20 protein-coding genes, 1 pseudogene and 1 riboswitch are annotated in these 19,589 nt (G+C 59.4%); of the genes and pseudogenes, 13 read left to right on the top strand and 8 right to left on the bottom strand.

What is annotated here, in order from left to right:
- Positions 1 to 139: 139 nt before the first annotated feature.
- The 3 genes and pseudogenes from ELQ88_RS14005 to ELQ88_RS13995 all read right to left on the bottom strand — a co-directional run.
- Positions 140 to 541: a biopolymer transporter ExbD gene (locus ELQ88_RS14005; protein WP_128869506.1), complete on the bottom strand. Its 402-nt coding sequence runs from the start codon at positions 539 to 541 to the stop codon at positions 140 to 142.
- A 1-nt stretch (position 542) separates the two neighbouring features.
- The gene (locus ELQ88_RS14000; RefSeq protein WP_138965745.1) at positions 543 to 1,265 is read right to left on the bottom strand and encodes a MotA/TolQ/ExbB proton channel family protein; all 723 of its coding nucleotides are present in this window, start codon (positions 1,263 to 1,265) and stop codon (positions 543 to 545) included.
- An 86-nt stretch (positions 1,266 to 1,351) separates the two neighbouring features.
- Positions 1,352 to 1,681, bottom strand: a pseudogene (locus ELQ88_RS13995) (energy transducer TonB); the annotation flags it as partial.
- A 252-nt stretch (positions 1,682 to 1,933) separates the two neighbouring features.
- Between ELQ88_RS13995 and ELQ88_RS13990 the strand changes: the two are divergent.
- From ELQ88_RS13990 to ELQ88_RS13960, 7 genes are all read left to right on the top strand, one after another.
- A complete protein-coding gene (locus ELQ88_RS13990; RefSeq protein ID WP_138965743.1) occupies positions 1,934 to 4,114 on the top strand; it encodes a TonB-dependent siderophore receptor in 2,181 nt (726 codons plus the stop codon).
- A 45-nt stretch (positions 4,115 to 4,159) separates the two neighbouring features.
- A riboswitch (cobalamin riboswitch) is annotated at positions 4,160 to 4,356 on the top strand.
- Positions 4,357 to 4,497: 141 nt separating this feature from the next.
- Positions 4,498 to 5,511, top strand: a complete 1,014-nt coding sequence (locus ELQ88_RS13985; RefSeq protein WP_138965741.1) for an ABC transporter substrate-binding protein — start codon at positions 4,498 to 4,500, stop codon at positions 5,509 to 5,511.
- Positions 5,508 to 6,524 (top strand): iron ABC transporter permease, encoded by a 1,017-nt coding sequence (locus tag ELQ88_RS13980; protein WP_138965739.1) that lies wholly within the window; start codon positions 5,508 to 5,510, stop codon positions 6,522 to 6,524. Before ELQ88_RS13985 ends, ELQ88_RS13980 begins: the two co-directional genes overlap by 4 nt.
- On the top strand, positions 6,521 to 7,312 hold the full coding sequence (locus ELQ88_RS13975; protein ID WP_128870372.1) for an ABC transporter ATP-binding protein: 792 nt from the start codon (positions 6,521 to 6,523) through the stop codon (positions 7,310 to 7,312). The genes ELQ88_RS13980 and ELQ88_RS13975 overlap by 4 nt, the downstream gene beginning before the upstream one ends.
- Before the next feature lie 695 nt (positions 7,313 to 8,007).
- A complete protein-coding gene (locus ELQ88_RS13970; RefSeq protein WP_138965737.1) occupies positions 8,008 to 8,910 on the top strand; it encodes a hypothetical protein in 903 nt (300 codons plus the stop codon).
- Positions 8,911 to 9,927 (top strand): DMT family transporter, encoded by a 1,017-nt coding sequence (locus ELQ88_RS13965; RefSeq protein WP_138965735.1) that lies wholly within the window; start codon positions 8,911 to 8,913, stop codon positions 9,925 to 9,927. It abuts the gene before it with no gap.
- Positions 9,928 to 10,331: 404 nt separating this feature from the next.
- Positions 10,332 to 10,712: a RidA family protein gene (locus tag ELQ88_RS13960; protein ID WP_128870367.1), complete on the top strand. Its 381-nt coding sequence runs from the start codon at positions 10,332 to 10,334 to the stop codon at positions 10,710 to 10,712.
- 33 nt (positions 10,713 to 10,745) lie between these two features.
- Here the strand turns inward: ELQ88_RS13960 and ELQ88_RS13955 are convergent, their stop codons facing one another.
- The 5 genes from ELQ88_RS13955 to ELQ88_RS13935 form a co-directional block, all read right to left on the bottom strand.
- The gene (locus tag ELQ88_RS13955; protein ID WP_138965733.1) at positions 10,746 to 11,855 is read right to left on the bottom strand and encodes a glycine betaine/L-proline ABC transporter ATP-binding protein; all 1,110 of its coding nucleotides are present in this window, start codon (positions 11,853 to 11,855) and stop codon (positions 10,746 to 10,748) included.
- On the bottom strand, positions 11,845 to 12,735 hold the full coding sequence (locus tag ELQ88_RS13950; RefSeq protein WP_128870365.1) for a proline/glycine betaine ABC transporter permease: 891 nt from the start codon (positions 12,733 to 12,735) through the stop codon (positions 11,845 to 11,847). Before ELQ88_RS13950 ends, ELQ88_RS13955 begins: the two co-directional genes overlap by 11 nt.
- Before the next feature lie 124 nt (positions 12,736 to 12,859).
- Positions 12,860 to 13,861, bottom strand: coding sequence for an ABC transporter substrate-binding protein (locus ELQ88_RS13945; RefSeq protein WP_138965731.1), 1,002 nt, complete (start codon positions 13,859 to 13,861; stop codon positions 12,860 to 12,862).
- A gap of 41 nt (positions 13,862 to 13,902) precedes the next feature.
- Complete coding sequence (locus ELQ88_RS13940; protein ID WP_138965729.1) at positions 13,903 to 14,742, bottom strand: pyrroline-5-carboxylate reductase dimerization domain-containing protein; 840 nt, start codon at positions 14,740 to 14,742, stop codon at positions 13,903 to 13,905.
- 32 nt (positions 14,743 to 14,774) lie between these two features.
- Positions 14,775 to 15,425: a TetR/AcrR family transcriptional regulator gene (locus ELQ88_RS13935; protein ID WP_128870362.1), complete on the bottom strand. Its 651-nt coding sequence runs from the start codon at positions 15,423 to 15,425 to the stop codon at positions 14,775 to 14,777.
- 136 nt (positions 15,426 to 15,561) lie between these two features.
- Between ELQ88_RS13935 and ELQ88_RS13930 the strand changes: the two genes are divergently transcribed.
- The 6 genes from ELQ88_RS13930 to ELQ88_RS13900 all read left to right on the top strand — a co-directional run bounded on the left by ELQ88_RS13930 (position 15,562) and on the right by ELQ88_RS13900 (position 19,553).
- Positions 15,562 to 17,598 carry an NADH:flavin oxidoreductase gene (locus ELQ88_RS13930; RefSeq protein WP_128870361.1) on the top strand — a complete coding sequence of 679 codons (2,037 nt, stop codon included), beginning with the start codon at positions 15,562 to 15,564 and terminating at the stop codon, positions 17,596 to 17,598.
- 28 nt (positions 17,599 to 17,626) lie between these two features.
- Positions 17,627 to 18,004: a cupin domain-containing protein gene (locus ELQ88_RS13925; protein WP_161599962.1), complete on the top strand. Its 378-nt coding sequence runs from the start codon at positions 17,627 to 17,629 to the stop codon at positions 18,002 to 18,004.
- Between the two features lie 14 nt (positions 18,005 to 18,018).
- Positions 18,019 to 18,267 carry a DUF1778 domain-containing protein gene (locus ELQ88_RS13920; RefSeq protein ID WP_228761609.1) on the top strand — a complete coding sequence of 83 codons (249 nt, stop codon included), beginning with the start codon at positions 18,019 to 18,021 and terminating at the stop codon, positions 18,265 to 18,267.
- A complete protein-coding gene (locus tag ELQ88_RS13915) occupies positions 18,225 to 18,491 on the top strand; it encodes a hypothetical protein (protein WP_138965725.1) in 267 nt (88 codons plus the stop codon). Before ELQ88_RS13920 ends, ELQ88_RS13915 begins: the two co-directional genes overlap by 43 nt.
- Positions 18,492 to 18,849: 358 nt before the next feature.
- A complete protein-coding gene (locus ELQ88_RS13905; RefSeq protein WP_128870359.1) occupies positions 18,850 to 19,104 on the top strand; it encodes a DUF6555 family protein in 255 nt (84 codons plus the stop codon).
- A gap of 56 nt (positions 19,105 to 19,160) precedes the next feature.
- Positions 19,161 to 19,553 (top strand): GFA family protein, encoded by a 393-nt coding sequence (locus ELQ88_RS13900; RefSeq protein WP_128870373.1) that lies wholly within the window; start codon positions 19,161 to 19,163, stop codon positions 19,551 to 19,553.
- The last annotated feature ends 36 nt before the right edge of the window (positions 19,554 to 19,589 follow it).

The following is a 19,589-nucleotide window of genomic DNA, read 5'->3' as shown; positions in this document are numbered from 1 at the left end:
AATGCCGGAAAAGTCCACTGATCACGTCGGAAATTTCCGTATTTCAGAAATATTTTATTTTGAAAGAACCAAAAAAAGCCGCCCTCCAGCCTGGAGAGCGACCCAAAAAATAAACATCGACCTTTCCTTAATGGTCCCCCTACTTCGCCGTAATCACCGACAACTTGGTAATCCCCGCCCGTTCAATAGACGCCATCGCCCGCGCCACCTCGCCATAATTCACCCCGTTATCCGCCTGTAGTTGCACCCGCACATCAGGGTTTTTCGCCTTGGCCGCCTGCAGGTTGAACTCGAGCAGGTCCGCCTGGATTTCGTCCTTGTTGATGAACACCTTGCCCTTGTCGTCGATGCTCACCACCAGCGGATCTTTCTGCTCCACCGGCGCCACCGCCTCGGTCTTCGGCAGGTTGATCGGGATCGCATTGGTCAGCAGCGGCGCGGTGACGATGAACACCACCAGCAGCACCAACATCACGTCCACCAAGGGCGTGACATTGATTTCGCTGAGCACTTCATCGCTGTCTTGTGTGGAAAAGGCCATCTCAGGACGCCTCCTTGACTTTCTGCCCGGCGACGGTCGCGCCGGACTTGCTCAGTACCGGGTGCAGCAGCACGCGGAATGCGTTTTTCTGCGCCAGGCTGTAGAAGTCGTGGGCGAAGTCGTCGAGGTCGGCGGCGGTCAGCTTCAGGCGCCGCAGGAAGTAGTTGTACACCAGCACCGCCGGCACCGCGACGGCGATGCCGACACCGGTGGCGACCAGCGCAGCGCCGATCGGCCCGGCCACGGTTTCCAGGCTCGCCGAGCCCGCGGCACTGATGCCTTTCAAGGCCGACATGATGCCCCAGACGGTGCCGAACAGACCGATGAAGGGCGAGGTGCTGCCGATGCTCGCGAGGATTGCCAGGCCGCTTTCCAGCGAGCGCCGCTCACGCACGATCTGCTGGCGCAGGGCGCGCTCGAGGCGGTTCTGGTGGTTGATCGACTGATTGAGGTCAGTGCCCGGTTGATCGCTGACCTGGATCGCCGCGTAACCGGCCAGTGCCACGCGAGCGGCGGCGCCCGGTTGGCTATGGGCCAATTCAGCGGCGGAATCGAGACTGGGGGCGGCCCAGAAGTGTTTATGGAATTTGCGGTCCTGGGTCTTCAGGCGGGTGAACTGCACGCCCTTGAGCAAGGCCAGGCCCCATGTCGCGACAGAGAAGATAATCAACAGCCAGATGACGGCGTGTTCGATGGATTCGAAGGGGGATGCAATCAGGTTCATGGTCAGGCTCTCCAACAAGGCAATGGATCAGTTGTAGCGATGCGCCTTTTGTCAGGTGGCCCGCGGTCGATATCGTGAGGGTTGAGTTACTTGATTTTGAAGTCGATGGGCACGCTGACCCAGCCGTCCTGGGCGACATCGCCCTGCTTGGCCGGGACGAAACTCCAGCGTTTGACTGCGGCCAGGGCGGCGGCGTCGAGTTGATCGCGGCCACTGCTTTTCTGGATCTGGATGTCGCCGGGTTTGCCGCTGGCCAGGACATGCACCCGCAACAGCACCGTGCCTTCCCAGCCGCGACGCATGGCCAGCGAGGGGTATTCCGGCGCCGGGTTTTTCAGGTAACCGGCACTGGCCGACGCCGGGGTCACCGGTTTCGGTGCGGGGGGAGCTGGGGCGGCGACCGGTTGTGGCGGCGCGGTGGATGCGAAGGATGTCGAGATCTGAAAGCCTTAGGATAATCACCGATTCTTACTAGTAAAAAAAAGCGGAAACCCATTAATGGGTTTCCGCTTTTTTGTACCTGGTACCTGGCCAACTGCTCTTTACCGCCTATCCGGATCGATAACGGCGGACGCGACTAGATCCTCTTGTATGATGCCTCGCTTCAAGAGCGGGCCGCGGATCCCGGTGTCCGCCCGGCCCGTGATCGCAATCGTCGAGGAGTATTCATGGATAGGCTTTACCGGACGTCCCGCAAGGGAGTGTCCGCACCACGGTTCACGCTCAATCTTCTGGCCTTGGGCCTGCTGTTGGCCGACACCGCGCAGGCCGCCGACACCGAACTCCCGGCGCTGACCGTGACGGGCGAAGACACCTCTGGCTACCAGGCCCATAGCGCCTCGGTCGGCGGTTTCGACGCCGCGCCATTGCTCGATACGCCGGCCTCGATTTCAGTGGTCACCGAAGCCTTGATCAAGGATCGGCAGGCCCGCCTGCTCAGCGAAGTCCTGCAGAACGATGCCTCGGTGGGTGAGAGCTACGCGCCGGTCGGCTACTACGAAAACTTCGTCGTGCGTGGCTTCTCGCTCAACTCCGCCAGCAGCTACAAGATCAACGGCCGCACCATCACCGGCGAGCAGAACGTCGGCCTGGAAAACAAACAACAGGTGGAATTGCTCAAGGGGCTTTCCGGCTTGCAGAGCGGCGTCAGCGAGCCCGGCGGGCTGGTCAACTACGTGACCAAGCGGCCGGCCGACGTGCGTTCGGTCACTGTCTCCACGGACGACCGTGGCAGCGGCTACCTGGCCACAGACGTGGGCGGATTCTTCGGCAATGAACAGCAGTTCGGGCTACGCGCCAACGTGGCCCATGAAGAGCTGCATTCCTATGTCGAGCACACTAATGGCCAGCGCGACTTCGCCTCCCTGGCCTTCGACTGGAACATCAGCCCCGATGCCCTGCTGCAACTGGATGCCGAGTACCAGACCAGGGAACAGCGCGCCGCACCGGGCTATCAATTGCTTGGCGGCACCCGCCTGCCACACCACGCCTCGCCGAAAAAACTGCTGGCCCATCAGAGCGGCTCGAAACCCGTCACCACTGATGCGCTGAACCTCAACGGCAACTTCGAATATCGCTTCAGCGACACCTGGAAAGGCAATGTCAGCGCCTCGCGCAGCCGGGTGGTGATCGATGACTACAGCTCGTTCGCCTGGGGTTGCTACGGTTCCGCCAGTTGCGCCAGCGCCGCGGTGCCCAACTACTTCAGCCCCGAGGGCGACTACGACATCTACGACTTCCGCAGCCCTGACGATACCCGCCGCAATGACGAGGTACAGGCTGCCTTCACTGGCGACTTCGACACCGGTGGCCTTGGTCATGAACTGAGCGTAGGCACCAGCGCGTTTCGCCGCGTGGTGGATAAACGCGACACCATCAACGTGATGATCGGCAGCGCCAATATCGATAGCGAACCAGCAGATTTTCCGCGCTACGACGGTCCGCTCAACGACGCCTATCGACGCCTTGACAGCCGCCAGTACGGGCTGTTCTTCAATGACCGGATCAGCTTCAACGAACAATGGCAGACCGTGCTCGGCGGGCGTGAAGTGCGCCTGGATGAAGAGACCTTCGACAGCCAGGGCGAGACCACCCGGCATACCCAACGCTATGTGTTCCTGCCCCAGGCCGCGATGATCTACAAGCCGCTGCACAACCTGGCGCTGTACACCCGCTACAGCAAGGGCTTGTCCCTGGGTGGCGAAGCGGCCTGGTTCACCACCAACGCCTTTGAAATCCTCGTGCCAACCGTGTCCCGGCAAATCGAGGCGGGCATCAAGTACGACTGGCAGCGCATCAGCCTGGCCGCGGCGCTGTTCCAGATCCGCCAGGCGTACCAGTACTCCCGGCCCAATGACGACGGCACCTTCACCTTCACCCAGCAGGGCGAACAGAAGAACACCGGCCTGGAACTCTCGGCCAATGGCTGGGCCAGCCAGCGCCTGCAGATCGCCGCCAGTGTCGCGGCGATCCGCGCCCGGGTCAGCGACAGCGGCACGCCGGCCTATGAAGGGCATCAGGCAATCAATGTGCCGACGCTGCGCGCCAGCTTCCAGGGCGACTACGCCCTGCCCGGGATCGATGGCCTGGCCCTGCTCGGCGGGATGCAATACAGCGCCAGCAAATACGCCAATCGCCAGGGCGGGGTAGAGACCGGGGCCTACGCCATTTTCAATCTCGGCAGCCGCTACAGCACCCGCATCGACGGTTACGACACGGTGTTCCGCCTGACCGTGGACAACCTGTTCGACAAGCGCTACTGGCGTGACGCCGGCGAATACCTGGGCGACGGCTACCTGTTCCAGGGTGCGCCGCTGACGGCCCGGTTGAGCGCCTCGATCAACTTCTGATGGTTGCGCCACGAAAAAATACTGGACCGTTGATCGCCATGATCGACTACCATGCCGGCCGCCGGTTTCCACATGGGATTAATAGGGAATCCGAGATGCCCGACACGGCATCAATCGGAACTGCCCCCGCAACTGTAGGTGCTGAGCCTGCTCCTGAACTGCCACTGGGATCACTCCCGGGAAGGCTGGAGCCAGGCGATGACGCATCAGTCAGGAGACCTGCCGGCCAAGCAAATCACTAACCGGCGGGGTGTCCGGGAAGGACATCCTTGCGCCGTGCGTCACCTCCGGTGAGTGCTACGTCCGTGCTTTAACGGCAGCGTTCGATGATGTGTTTCCAGGCCGTGCCCCTGCTCCGAGTACGGTCAACTGGAGATTGCGTCATGCTGCTGTCACGCCTTGCCACCCTCGTCACCGCCCTGGGTCTGTCCACCCTCGCGCATGCGGCCCCGACCCACTATCCCCTGACGGTCGAGAACTGCGGCAGCAAGCTGACCTTCGAGCAGGCGCCGAGCCGCGCCGTGACCATCGGCCAGGCCGGCACCGAAATGCTCTACGCCATGGGGCTTGGCCCCACGCTGGTCGGCACCTCGCTGTGGTTCAACGATGTGCTGGCCACGTACAAGACCGAGAACGACCGGATCCAACGCCTGGCCGATAACGAGCCGAGTTTCGAGTCGGTGATCGGCAAACGCCCGCAACTGGTGGCCGTGGAACTGGAGTGGATGGTCGGCCCGAAAGGCGTGGTCGGTACCCGCGAGCAGTTTCACGAGCTGCAGATCCCGACCTACCTGATGCCCTCCGACTGCGAAGCCAAGGACAATCTGGTCGGCGCCGACGGCACACGCCTGGAGGCGTTTCGCATCGACAGCATTTACAAGAGCATCAGCCAATTGGCCGAGATCTTCGATGTGCAGGAACGTGGCCGGCAGTTGAACGACGAACTCAAGGCCAGCCTGGCGAAGTCTGTCGCCACGGTGCGGAACAAGGACCTGAAGCACACCAGTGCGCTGTTCTGGTTCTCCAGTGCCAGTCTGGATATCGACCCTTATGTCGCCGGCCACAAGGGCATTCCCGACTTCATGCTCAATACCTTGGGCGTGCGCAACGTGGTGCAATCCAACGAAGAATGGCCGACCGTCGGCTGGGAAACCATCGCCAAGGCCAACCCGACTTTCCTGGTCATCGCCCGCATGGATCGCCGTCGTTTCCCCGCTGACGACCATCTGCAGAAACTGGCATTCCTGCGCAGCGACCCGGTGACCCGCAACATGGACGCGGTGAAAAACAACCGCATCATCATCCTGGACGCCATGGCCATGCAGGCCAGCGTCAGAATGTTCGACGGTCTTGAAACCCTGGCAACGGCCATCAACGGCTATGACTTGCCAAAATGACCAGGACGTTGATTCGCACATTCCTGGCCGCCGTGACCCTGCTGCTGGCCGTCATTGCCGGTGTGGCCATCGGTGAAACGCCCATCGCCCCGGGTGTGGTGGTCCAGGTGCTGGCCAATAAACTGTGGGCTGCCGGTCATGTCCTCGACCCGATCGACGAAGGCATCGTCTGGAATTATCGCCTGACCCGCGCGCTGGTGGCGGCGGCCTGCGGTGCGGGCCTGGCCACTTGCGGGGTGGTCCTGCAATCGCTGTTGCGCAATCCGTTGGCCGATCCTTACCTGCTGGGTATCTCCGCCGGCGCCTCGACGGGCGCGGTGCTGGTGGCGTTGCTGGGGCTGGGGGCGGGCCTGATTTCGCTGTCGGTCGGGGCGTTTGCCGGGGCTGTGGCCGCCTTCGCCCTGGTGGTATTGCTGGCCCGTGCCAGCGGCTCACCCGGCGGCACCGGGCAAATCATCCTCGCGGGGATTGCCGGTTCGCAGCTATTCAATGCGCTCACGGCGTTCCTGATCACCAAGTCGGCCAGTTCCGAGCAGGCCCGGGGCATCATGTTCTGGTTGCTGGGCAATCTCAGCGGGGTGCGCTGGCCGTCGGTGTGGCTGGCCGTCCCGGTGGCAGTGGCCGGTCTCGCCGTTTGCCTGTGGCATCGGCGGGCGCTGGACGCCTTCACCTTTGGTGCCGACTCCGCCGCTTCGCTCGGCATCCCGGTACGCCGGGTGCAATTGCTGCTGATCAGCTGCGCCGCCCTGGTGACGGCCGTGATGGTCTCGATTGTCGGCTCCATCGGTTTCGTCGGGCTAGTCATTCCCCATGCCGTGCGACTGCTGCTGGGCACCCGCCATGCGCGCCTGCTGCCGGCCAGTGCGCTGGGGGGTGCGCTGTTTCTGATCGCCGCCGATGTCCTGTCCCGGACATTGATCAAAGGCCAGGTGATCCCGGTCGGGGTCATCACGGCATTGGTCGGCGCGCCGGTGTTCGCGTTGATCCTGATCGGCAGGAGGAATGCCCGATGAATGCCGCCACCCCTGTTATCGGCGATTGTGTGCTGAGCTGTTCCAGCCTCGGCTTCCAGGTCCGCGACGCCGAGTTGCTGCACGATATCCACCTGGACATCCGCCGAGGCGAAACCCTGGGCATCGTCGGGCCCAACGGTTCGGGGAAATCCACGCTGCTCAAACTGCTGGCCGGCGTGCGTGTGCCGAGCCGGGGCGACATTCACCTCAACGGCCAGCGCCTCAAGACGCTGGCGCGGCGAACCGTTGCGCAAACCCTGGCGGTGGTCGAGCAACAGGCCGACACGCTGGATGCCATCAACGTGTTTGATGCCGTCGCCCTGGGCCGGACGCCGTGGCTGTCGGCCTTGAGTCCGTGGTCGCACGAGGACGCTGCCATTGTCCAGCAGGCGCTGTGCGACGTCGATGCGGCACACCTGACAAACCGCACCTGGCACAGCCTGTCCGGCGGTGAACGCCAGCGTGTGCACATCGCTCGCGCCCTGGCCCAACGCCCGCAGATTCTGTTGCTGGACGAACCGACCAACCACCTGGATATCCAGCACCAGCTCGCCATCCTGAACGTGGTGCAGGCGCTGCCGGTGACGACATTGATCGCCCTGCATGACCTGAATCAGGCACTCACTTGTGATCGCCTGGCAGTACTGGAACGAGGGCGACTGGTGGCCCTCGGCAAGCCGCTGGAGGTGCTGACCCCGCAGCGCTTGCAGGAGACGTTTGGCGTGCACGCGCATTACCTGATCGACCCTGTCGACGGTGCGCGGGTTTTGCGGTTTCGTTCTGTTTGACCTTGTCGGCGATGCTCGCCATTCAAGGGCGGGCATAGGCACTCGACTTCTCCCAGTGATACCGCCGCTTCTATCGCGATTCAGTATTACTGCGGCTGATGATGCTGGTCCGTAGAGAGCTCGCCATCATTTCCAGGTTGAATGGGGGTTGTCCAACTGTAATAAACCACCCACGTGCCAGTCTGCATCAGTCGGATCGACGCGCATGATCCCAAGCTGTTAGAGCCATATGCTGCCCAACACACGATTACGATATCCAGCCAAGCTGGTTCACCTTGCATGAGCACCGAGGTCTCTCCCAGCCTTATTTCGATAATTACCCACACCCAGTATCGAGAGGCCAAGCCTGTCAATTGCATGGAAAAAAAACACCATTTAAATATCACGCAATATGGTAGCACTAGTTAATAACAAACAAATATAGTTGAACCACAGGACAATTCTTACAGACCTTCAGGATAAGTATTACATTTATTTAGGAACCACACTTCAACTCTGCAGGTCGCTTCTGATAATTTCATAAACTCTTGACGAACTTACTCGCCTCGCACTAGGTTTGTGGTGCCAGCGCTTGAAAAAAAATGACACATCACCGAGACGAATACTTAGCTTCAGTGAGCTTATCGATGGGCATCACGACAATCTAAAGCCAATCACTAACAGACGCTCCTAATACCAAACAATCAGGACATCAAATGGATATTGTTGAATTTTCTGAATTTAAACTGAAACAGAACGGTCGTCACGAAGGCGTAACGCGACGGTTAGATGACTCTGGGTATTGTTTAGTCGTGGGGCTGGGTGGGCAGAGCAAAGCGATCTCGCTTATGCAGTCACTGGGTTGTTTTATAAAACAATACAATGGTTCTATCGAACACGATGTCACCTACAAGCCTGGCTTCGACGACAAGGCGTATTCACAAAGCATAAATATGATACGTGCCCATACTGAAGCTCCCGGGTGGAGTCCTAGTCCAAAATTTTTAGCACTTTATTGTAAACGGCAGGCACTCTGTGGTGGAGGGCACACAAATCTTTTAGATTACGAAGATATAATTTCCGACCTCAACGCTAACGAAGTCAAGATTCTGGAGTCTGAATCTATTTTTTTTCCTGGCCCTGAAGGCGGGATTAAAACTCCAATGCTGATAAAAAGCCTCAGAATTTTGAGGTTCAGTTACAATCTGCTGACCTGTGGTGAATACGATCCAATAGTGAATAAAGCGGTAGACGACGATAGACTCCCCTTGGGCGTGGCAGGGGTCTCTCTGGCTCATAATATCACTCGATTATTTGACGAAAAACGCACTTCGATATTAATCCCCGATGATGGGTTATTGATTTGGAACAATCTTATTACTATGGCCCAAGACATGGGGTTAACTGTTATAGAACGACCTATCGCACCCGCCGAGTTACGATCCGCATCCGAGATAATGCTTGCTGGTACAGCTATTGAGTGGGTCAGCGTCGGCACCCTCGATGGTCAAATTCTCGATAAGACCTATGCGATTTTTCTAGAGATTCGAGCGAGGTTTGATCTTGCTATCGAAGGCAGCCTTTCATGCCGTGAGGCATGGGCTGAGGTGATGTTCTAAATGGCTAATGCTCCGTTTGAACGCCCAATATTGATCGGGTTTCTGTTAGCCGTCCTATCAGCCGTTTGCTTTGCCACTGCGGGTCCTGTGACCAAGGCCCTGTCCACATCAGGACTCTCTGCACTGCAGATCACGCAGGCGCGCATGACCCTTGCTGCGCTGATCATGCTTCTGGTGGCCTTGTCCAGAAATCCCAGGCACTTACTGGTGAAAGTCTCCGAGTGGCCACTGATTGTTGGCTTTGGCGTGCTTGCCTTCTGCATGAACCAAAGTTTGTACACGGTCGCAGTATCCAGGCTGCCTGTTGGCATCGCTCTGCTGCTTGAGTATTTAGCACCAGTAATGATTGTGCTTTGGATAAGGCTGGTGCGCAGGGCACCGCTTCCTCCTGCGATTTGGCTAGGATGCGTCGCGGTCCTCTCAGGCTTGGCTTTAGTAGGTGAAGTGTGGGCAGCGTTTAGTTTCGATGTGCTTGGAGTCATTGCAGGTGTAGGAACGGCGGTCGCGTTGGCCGCACGCTTCTTGCTCACTGAACGAGGGCTTCTCACTCGTGACCCCATTGCCTTATCTGCTTTGGGAGCGACAATCGGCGCAATTGCTCTTGGCATCCTCGCCCCGCCACACGAATTCCCCTGGCGTAATGCATTGGTTGAAACGGCTCGACTTGGAGGTTCAGATATACCGTTGTGGGCAATGATTGCCTGGCTCGCCGTAGTGTCTACCGTAGCCGCCTATTTTATGGGGGTGTCGGCGCAGCGTTACTTGCCTTCGTCGACGATGAGTCAAATGGCGACGCTCGAGGTACTTTTTGCTGCCGCTTTCGCATCCTTGTTACTCGGTGAGCGTCTGACAGCCATCCAAGTAACGGGAGGCCTGATTATGCTGGCTGGTATAATCACTGCGCAGGTTATGATCGCCAGATATAAATTACGACACAGTTTCGCCGAGGTCATATCTATAACGGACCATCAAAAACCTAGAAAAATTAATTCATTACCACCACACATTAAAAAATAATCTTCCCGCACCAACTTCTACGACGTCCCACGCAATCCGGACGCTGATTATACGTGTGCAGTACTGATTTCTGAGTCGCCAATCATCCGCTGAGCCGTGGACAAACTGCGCGAAGGCATCGCCCCGAGCGAGATCAAACAGGTGGAGTACCGACCGACGGGGCAAGAACCTTTGGTTACTTGGGGTCGGGCGGCATTCCGGTTTTTCCAGGTGACCTGCCGTAAGCGCGAAACCCTGAGTCGACGGCAGTAACGGATATAGGCATGATCTACAAAATACCCGTCGGGTCAGGCGATACGCGCAGCATGATGTTTACGGTTACGAGGTCGATGTAGAATCAACGGCCTTCGCCCTGCCCAAAGGCGCAAGGCCGCCACCTCATCACCCCTCGACAAGAGCTCCCCATGGCAAACCAAGACATCACCTTCGTACCCGATCCCGACGCGGAATCCATCTCCTCCGACGTCGCCGGTTTCGGTGGCCTCCTGGTCTCCACCCAGATCCCTACCCGTGCCGACGGCAGCCTGGAACTCGGCGGCATCGTCGAGCAAAGCGAGTGCACCCTGCAGGCACTGAAGATCGCGCTGGAGCGCGCCGGCAGTTCCATGGACCGGGTCTTGCACCTGACCATCTACCTCACCGACATGGCCGACCGCGCGGCCTTCAACGAGGTTTACCAGCGCTTCTTCGCCAAGCCCTGGCCGGTGCGCGCCGCTGTTGGCGTGGCCGCTTTGGCGGTGGAAGGCATGCGAGTGGAAGTCACCGCGATGGCAGCCAAGGGCTGACCGCGCACGGACTGTTTTGCGTTGCGCCAATAATCAGTCCTCTGTGAGCCGTGTCGCTTCCGGCACGGCTCTCGACTGCACCACCGGCGACGCCTCGCTCACCGTCGAGGTGACCATGGTCGCGATAATCGACTTCAGCGCCAACTGCCCCACAGGCTGCCCCCGTCCATCGGTGACCACCAGCTCATCGAGCCCCGCTTCAACCAGGCGCTGGACCGCCGACTCCAGGGACGTGTCCATGGCGACTGCCAGTGTTGCGCCGGGCTTTACCCCGACAAACGGCCGCATGATGGCCTCGACGCTGATCACCCGCCCGCGGTTCACTTCCTTGACGAAGTTGGCGATGTAATCGTCGGCGGGGTTCATCACGATCTCTTGTCGGGTGCCCTGTTGCACCACCTCACCGTCACGCAGGATGGCGATGCGATCGCCAATGCGCAGCGCTTCATCGAGATCATGGGTAATGAACACGATGGTCTTCCTGATCTCCTTTTGCAGGTCCAGCAGTACCGATTGCATGTCCATGCGGATCAGCGGATCCAGGGCCGAGAAGGCTTCATCCATCAGCAGGATCGGCGCGTCGCTGGCCAGTGCCCGGGCCAGGCCGACGCGCTGCTGCATGCCGCCCGACAGCTGATTGGGATAATGACGCTCGTAGCCCTTGAGCCCCACCCGATCCAGCCAGCCCGTGGCTATTTCCACTTGCCGGCCACGGGACAATCCCTGGATCTCCAGGCCATAGACCGCGTTATCGAGAACGGTCCGGTTCGGCAACAGCGCGAACTTCTGGAACACCATGGAAATTCTGTGGCGACGAAATTCGCGCAGGTCGCTCTGGCTCATCTTGAGCACATCCACGCCGCCGACCAGGACTTCACCGGCCGTGGGGTCGATCAAGCGGTTGATATGGCGGATCAAGGTCGATTTGCCCGAACCGGACAGCCCCATGATCACCTGGATGCCGCCGGACGGCATGCTGATGTTGATGTCCTTCAGCCCCAGGACATGACTGTGCTTGCTCAGCAGCTCGGTCTTGCTCATGCCCTGTTTGACCCGCTCGATACTGGCGTGCGCCCGGTAACCGAAGATCTTGTACAGATGCCTGATTTCGATGCCGAAATCATTCGACTGATCAGTGGCCATGGACCACCTCCAGATGCTTTTGCAGTCGTCTGCCGTAGGCCTGGCTGACCCGGTCGAAGATCACCGCGATGCCGACGATGGCCAGGCCGTTGAACATGCCCAGGGTGAAGTACTGGTTGGAAATGGCCTTGAGCACCGGTTGCCCCAACCCCTGGACCCCGATCATCGAGGCAATGACCACCATCGCCAGGGCCATCATGATGGTCTGGTTGATGCCGGCCATGATCGATGGCAACGCCAATGGCAACTGGACGTTTTTCAGTTTCTGCCAACTGGACGAACCGAAGGCATCGGCGCACTCCAGCATTTCGGCATCGACGTGGCGGATACCGAGATTGGTCAGGCGGATCATCGGTGGCAAGGCGTACACCACCACCGCAATCAGCCCCGCGACCTTGCCGATGCCCAGCAACATCACCACCGGAATCAGGTAGACAAAACTCGGCAGGGTCTGCATCACGTCCAGCACCGGACTGACCAGGTTGCGCAGGCGATTGGAGCGTGCCATGGCAATGCCGGTCGGCAAGCCGATGACGATGGAAATGACGGTGCAGACGAAGATCATCGACAACGTCTTCATCGTGTCGCTCCACATGTCCAGGTACCCGATCGCCATCAGGGTGAACACGCAACCCAGGACGATTTTCCAGCTGCGACTGGCGAACCAGGCAATCAAGGCGACCAGCACGATGATGATCGGCCAGGGTGTCGTGGTCATGAACCTTTCGGACTGGTTGAGGAAAACCTGCAACGGCTGGAAAAAGGCTTCGAAGCTGTCGCCGTAGGTGCTGGTGAAGTTGCGAAAGGCTCCGTCGATGGCCTTTTTCAAAGCCCGGAGTCTTTCGTCCTCCATATGTGGAAAGCTGGTCAACCATTCCATCACATTCCCCTTTCGTAGAAGACCGTAAGAACGCTGGCAGGTCATTTCAATACATGGGTGTTTTTATTGGGGTCTGCGCAAGGTCGGTGCAGCCTGTCGCAACGGGCTGCATTGACCCGCCGGATTAAAGCGCAGCCTTGATCTTGCCGCTCGCTTCAGGGGTGACCCACTGGCTCCAGAGCGCTTCGTTGTTTTTCAAAAAGTACTTGGCGCCTTCCTCGCCGGTGGCCTGGTTATCGCTCATCCAGGCAATCAGTTTGTTCACCGTCTCGTTGGACCAGGCGCGCTTGTTCAGGTACGCCATGACCGTCGGCGAGCGCGCGGCGAAGGACTTGGTGGTCAAGGTGAAGACCCGGTCGATCGGCCAGCCATTGGGTTTTGGATCAGGACAGTCGGCGACCGTGTTGCAACGCTTCCACTCCACCGGATCGACTGTGTGGCCATTGTCCAGCTTGACCATCGGGTACTTGCCCAACAGGGCGGTGGGTGCCCAATAAAAACCCAGCCAGGGCGCCTTGCGCTCGTAGGCTTTGGCAATGGAACCGTCCAGCGCCGCCGCCGAACCGGTATCCACCAGGACAAACCCGGCCTTCTCGAAGCCGTAGGCCTTGTAGAACTGCGCGGTGACCACGGTACCGCCCCACCCTTGCGGACCATTGTAGATCGCACCTTTTTTCCCATCGTCCGGGGCCGGGAACAGTTCAGGGTGCTTCTTCACGTCATCGAAACTCTTGATGTCCGGATGGGCGTCAGCGATGTATTTCGGAATCCACCACCCTTGGGAACCGCCGTCGGACAGCGAACTCGCCGCCTGAATCAGGTTGCCGCTTTGAATACCCGTCCTGGCAACCTCCGGCACCAGGTCGATCCAGCCTTCGGGCGCGATATCGGGCCGGCCCTTCTCGACCATGGAGGTGATGGTCGGCACGGTATCCCCGGAGACCAGGTCGGCATTGCAACCGTAGCCCGCATTGAGGATCAGCTTGTCGACGTTGGCCATCACTTCCGCCGATTGCCAGTTCATGTTGGCGATGGTCACATCACCACACTCGGACGCTGCCACCCAGCCACTGCATGCGACGATTGCCAGGGCAAGTCCCGTCTTCGAGAAAGACTTTACATTCATAAACGCTACCCTCGATTGCGGCCAGAGTTAAGAAGGGTCAACTACCGCGTCATTGGACCTTCTATGGTGTCAGCAGAACGGGCAAACGGATTCATGGAACTGGCGGCCGAGGTCGCCGCTTCCAGGCCTGCTTTTATGGTTGTATCGAAGCCGCCGGCGATCATGGCTTCAAGGCCCGCCGCCGTGACGCCGCGGTAACTGATGAGCGCCCGCAAGAGTTCGTCGACCGAGTGTCCGTTGCCGATCAGCTGACTGGCATCGACCACCACGGCATGCGCTGCGCGTCGGGCAACGTCAGGCGGCAAGCCACTGTTCACGGCATGCTCGAACAGTGTGCGAGCCAGCAACGCCGGGTAAGCGGGCCCGGTTCCCACCAGTGCCGTCAGGTAGTTCAAATGGCTTTCACTGAAGACTTGATCGGCGCTGCCGAAGGTTTCGAACAGGCGCAGGGCAAAGGTTTTCTGCTGGTCGGTAACCTGCGGCGTGACCAACCAGGGCGTATAGGACTTGCCGATTTCCGCCGCGGCATTGGGCATGGCGCGTATCACCTGCCGACTGCCGGTCCGCCGCGCCACGTCTTCCAGGGGCACGCCGGCCATCAGGGAAATCACCAGGCGGTTTTCAGCGCAAATCTGCAGGTCGGAAAACTGCTCGGGGCGCACGGACAGGATGACCACTTCACAACGTCGCACCAGCGCCTGGTTGTCATGCGTGACCGGCACCTGCGACCACCTGGAATCCGCGAACGGGTGGCTGGCGCTGCGGTTCGACAGCACCAACGCATCGGGCTGGACAAAATCCTTGTCGAGCATCGCCAGGGCTATCGAGCGGCCAAGCCATCCCGATCCACCGATAATGCCTATCGTGGGCGCTTCGAACATAGGAACCTGCCTTTGTCAGTCTGAGGTCGCGGTCAGTCAGGGGACACATCGTCCATCACATACCCATGGCGGGAGTAGAAGCGTTTCAATTCGCGCTCCAGGGGCTCCTGGCCAGTGAATATCTTCACGTACTCGGGTATCCGGCGCATTCGCTCCCCGACATCCTCCCGGGTGTTGGTGCTGATGTAGCCAATCTGTGTCAGGTAAATCGTGCGTGCGCGCACATCGGCGGCTTCGAATGCATAGTCGAAACGCACGAACATCCGGATCAATGCTTCGCGCCGGGCAATGTCGGCGACCCGGATATGTTCGGCCACTTCCGCGGACTGCAAGGCCCAGCTGCGCATGGCAAATTCGAACTGCGAGTCGAACAGGTCGGGGTTCAGCCAACAGTCGAATACGTTGAGCATCGCCTCGGCAATGCTCTCGGCATAACACTCGGTCTGGGCGATCAGGTTGCCGGTGTTCTTCACCCGCCACCGTTCGATCAAGGCGCCGAGCAACTCTTCGCGATCCTTGAAAAACCAGTAGAAACTGGTTCTCGACAGCCCCAGTTTTTTCGCCAGCGGCATCACCCGCACCGTGTCGACACCGCACTCGGTCAGGCTTTCATACGCTGCGTCGAGCCACCCTTCCAGGGACCCTCTCCAGCCGGTTTCCACTGCTTTGGTTTGTGCGTTCATGGCTCGATCCTAGTCGCTCATCCGAGGTCGCGCAAGTAAAATGTACACCAGTGTCCAGCTTATTGACACAGGTGTACATTTCACCCTAACGTAATTTCACCCCTGGTCCGATGCCCTCTTCCGGAGAGTCTTGACGATGCTGAACGATCCGCTCCTCCAGCCCTATCAGTTGAAGCACCTGACGCTCAGAAATCGCATCATGACCACCGCCCATGAGCCGGCCTACCCGGTGGATGGCATGCCCAAGGACCTCTATCGCGCCTACCACGTGGAACGGGCGAAGGCCGGCGTGGCCTTGACCATGACCGCCGGGTCCGCGGCGGTTTCCCGCGACAGCCCACCGGTGTTCAACAACATCCTGGCCTACAAGGACGAGGTGGTCGGCTGGATGCGCGACCTGAGCGACGCCTGCCACGAGCATGGCGCCGCGGTGATGATCCAGTTGACCCACCTGGGCCGGCGCACGCGCTGGGACAAGGGCGACTGGCTGCCCGTGGTCTCACCGTCATTCGAGCGCGAGGCCTCCCACCGCTCCTTCCCGAAGAAGATGGAAGACTGGGATGTGGAACGCATCATCAAAGACTATGCCGATGCCGCCGAGCGCATGAAGTTTGCCGGCCTGGACGGCATCGAACTGCAAGCCTACGGGCATCTGATGGACCAGTTCTGGTCGCCGCTGACCAACGACCTCGAGGCCCCCTATGGCGGCTCCATCGACAATCGGCTGCGCTTTACCTTCGACATTCTCAGCGCCATTCGCCAGCGAGTCGGCCATGAGTTCATTGTCGGCGTGCGTTATACCGGCGACGAGCAAATGCCCGGCGGGTTGACCGCGGCCGATGGCCTGGACATTTCCAGGCGCCTGAAAGACAGCGGCATGGTCGACTTTCTCAACGTCGTGCGCGGCCATATCGACACCGACGCCGGCCTGACCGACCTGATCCCGATCCAGGGCATGCGCAACTCGCCGCACCTGGACTTCGCCGGAGAGATTCGCGCCGCCACCGACTTCCCCACCTTCCATGCGGCGAAGATCCCGGACGTGGCCACGGCCCGCCATGCCATCGCCTCGGGCAAGATCGACATGGTCGGGATGACCCGCGCGCACATGACCGATCCGCATATCGTGCGCAAAATCATCGAGGGTCGCGAAGAGGATATTCGCCCCTGCGTCGGTGCCAACTATTGCCTGGACCGGATCTATCAGGGCGGTGCCGCCTATTGCATCCACAACCCGGCCACCGGCCGTGAAACCAGCATGCCCCATGACATCCCCAAGGCGCCGGGCAAACGCAAGATCGTGATAGTCGGCGCCGGAGTCGCCGGGCTGGAAGCGGCGCGGGTGGCCGCCGAGCGCGGCCACGAGGTGGTGGTGTTCGAAGCGGCCAACCAGGCGGGCGGCCAGGTTCGGCTCACGGCGCAATCGGAGCGCCGGCGGGAAATGATCAGCATCGTCGAGTGGCGCATGACCCAGTGCCTGGCCCGTGGTGTCAGCTTTCGCTTCAACACCTGGGCCGAGGCCGCCACCATCCACGACGAGAATCCGGACGTGGTGATCATCGCCACCGGCGGCCTGCCCCACACCGAGATTCTCAGCGCCGGCAATGAGCTGGTGGTTTCGACCTGGGACATTATCTCCGGGGATGTGAAACCGGGGCGCAACGTCCTGCTGTTCGACGACGCAGGTGATCATGCCGCCCTGCAAGCCGCCGAGTTCATCGCCAAGACCGGGGCAAAAATCGAAATCATGACCCCGGACCGGACCTTTGCCCCGGAAGTCATGGCGATGAACCTGGTGCCCTACATGCGCTCGCTGCAAGCCCTGGATACCACCTTCACCGTCACCTTCCGCCTGCTCGCCGTCGAACGCGAAGGCGCGGAGTTGCTGGCGACCATCGACAGCGACTACGGCAGTGCACGCAAGGTGCGACGGGTCGATCAAGTGGTGATCAACCACGGTACCCGACCGCTGGACGAACTCTATTTCGAATTGAAACCCGCCTCCAGCAATGCTGGCGTGGTTGAACACCAGGATCTGATCGTCGGCAACCCACAGCAGGTCGTGACCAACCCGCAAGGCCGATTCCAACTGTTTCGGATCGGCGATGCAGTGGCCGCGCGCAATACCCACGCCGCGATCTACGATGCCTTGCGACTGGTCAAGGATTTGTAGGCGAACCCATTATCGAGGTGAAGCAGGCATGCCGGACAATCAAACCCCCAACTGGAAAATTGCCGGTAAAAACGGCGTCCAGGGCCCGGTCGAAGGCTCGCTCTATTATTCGTCTTCGACGGATGACTGGCAGCCGACGGCGGCTGAAGGCTTCTGGATCAAGCCGCTGTTCGAAGACGCCGAGCGCGGGGAAAAGACCCTGCTGATGAAAGTCGACCCCGGCGCCCATGTCCCCAGCCACACCCATGCCGGGGAGCTTGAGCAACTGTTCGTGCTGCAGGGCTCGTTCTTTGATCAGGATCGCACGTTGCAGGTCGGCGACTATTGTTGCCGCGCCCCGGGCGCGGCACACAGCGCGGGTTCGGAGCATGGGGCCATTTTGATGGTGATTTATACCCGGCGTTGAAGAGATAGGGCTGCATGCAGGTTTGCCAAAAGCCGGCTCAACCGACCCGTATAGCTTTCGCCGCAGCCATTTCGGGAAGCGACCGGACCAGCTTTATCCTGGATGCCGCTTGTAAAAAAGCCGAGGAAGTCATTCTGGATCAACGCCTGTTTGTCCTTGCCAACCATGAATTTGATGCGTTTGAACAAGCGCTGGAGTCAAACCCGTTAAGGAGTAACGAATGTCTGCGCCAACTGCTGGAAAGGCCGCCTCGCTGGAGCTGACCGCCCCGGAAAAACTCAAGGACATCCATGAGCTGAGCGCCTTCGATTGTGGCGATCTGCTCAGGGACGCGATTATCCGAACGATCGCAGCAGCCAGCGAAGTCGGGACAACCGCCCTCGTAGTCCACCCGTTGAATGAAAGGCTGGTGACGCTTTATGAAAAAGCCGGGTTCATCCGCAGCCCACAGCTTTCTCCAATCACGATGATGCTTCCCCCCGCCTGACTGCCCCCTCGAGAGCAGATGGGCAGCACCCGCTCTCCTGACTGAACCGACGGATATCACCCCACAGATATCTTCTCGGTCAGGTTCTGCTGCATATACGCCAGGAACCGTCGCTGCAATAGCATCCTGTGCTCGTGCGAATCGTTCTTAGCTTTGGTGACCACAGGTTTTTGTGCCGGACGCTGGACATGTCAGTGGTCGATGAAAACCGGCAAATCCGCCACTATCAGCTAGAGTGAGTTTTGGCCTGATTCGCAGTATGTTGATCCAAATCAACCAGTAATCAGGTCTATGCAAACCTTTTGAATTTTTTTTGACGCGGCCACTCCTTTCTCTATGAGCAAATGGAGGGGGTCTCATGAGTACCTGTCTTTACGTCATCGAATACAAGCTTCACGGAGAGTCGAAGTCGTTCATCATCCGGGCAAAACCGATGCGCAATGCCGATGCATGGCATTGGGCAAGCTGTGATGCCGGAATAGCACCCATACCTAAACCGGGTAGGCCGCCACTTAAAATGATCTCCAAGCCCCAAGCGGAAAAGTATGGAGTGACCGAGGTTAAATGGCGTGAATCCGCAAAACTGGATTGGACAGAGGTTTCAATTTCATGAGCCCAAGCAACCCGCAGCAAGCCGTGGTCACCGATATCAATGACCAGCGCAGAGTGATGCTGAAGAAAATCGGTAATACCGCTATCCGCACGCATCACCGGGCCAGTTGTCATTGTGGCGCCGTTATCCTCGAGATCCATTTGCCTGAAGGCGTTCCCAGTCCACACCGGTGCGACTGCTCGTTCTGTAAACGCAAAGGCGCAATCGTCGCCGCAGTGGAATGGGCAGATCTCAAGGTGATCAGGGGCAAGTCCGCGCTGTCGAGGTATCAGTTCGGCAAGCATGTGGCCGAGCATTACTTTTGTAAAAACTGCGGCACTTATACGCATCACCGACTCAGCAACAATCCGGAAGAGTTCGGTTTCAACATCGGCTGCCTCGAAGGGGTCAATCCCTTCGACCTGAATGATGTCCCGGTCGCGGATGGCGGGGTCTGGAACTCACTGTGAACCAGTGAGCCCCAGGGTTTTCCGATGGTTCCAGCA

Source organism: Pseudomonas sp. MPC6 (assembly GCF_006094435.1).
GTDB lineage: Bacteria > Pseudomonadota > Gammaproteobacteria > Pseudomonadales > Pseudomonadaceae > Aquipseudomonas.
Note: the sequence above shows the minus strand (reverse complement) of the source record. Positions and strands in the feature narration are given on the sequence as shown.